This is a genomic window from Microbacterium sp. ER1 (assembly GCF_023383675.1).
In the GTDB taxonomy this organism is placed as follows: Bacteria; Actinomycetota; Actinomycetes; order Actinomycetales; family Microbacteriaceae; genus Microbacterium.
In genome coordinates, this window is the sequence record NZ_QCXO01000028.1 from 1 (window position 1) to 353 (window position 353).

1 pseudogene is annotated in these 353 nt (G+C 68.8%); it reads right to left on the reverse strand.

Annotation, left to right across the window (positions count from 1 at the left end):
* Positions 1–353, reverse strand: a pseudogene (locus BV453_RS01590) (formaldehyde dehydrogenase, glutathione-independent); the annotation flags it as partial.

Genomic DNA, 353 nt, shown 5'->3' on the forward strand with positions numbered 1-353 from the left:
GGCACTGACCGGTGGTGAACGACAGCGACTTGGCCCAGCCGGTGCCCAGGCTGATCGACAGTGAACCCACCTTGGCCTCTTCGGTGGCAGCGCCAGGGTCGCCCGTGACGTAGAGCCCGGGAATACCGAGCGCGCCGCCGGCCGCCGTGATCTTCATCAGCGAGTTCAGAACCGTGGCCGGCTTCTCCTTACCGGCGTCCTTGCCGTGGCCGTGCGCCTCGAAGCCCACGGCGTCCACCGCGGCATCCACTTCCGGCACGCCCAGGATCTGCTCGATCTGGTCCTGCGGCTCGCCCTTGGTGAGGTCGATGGTCTCGCAACCGAAGCTGCGGGCCTGCGCGAGGCGATCCGGG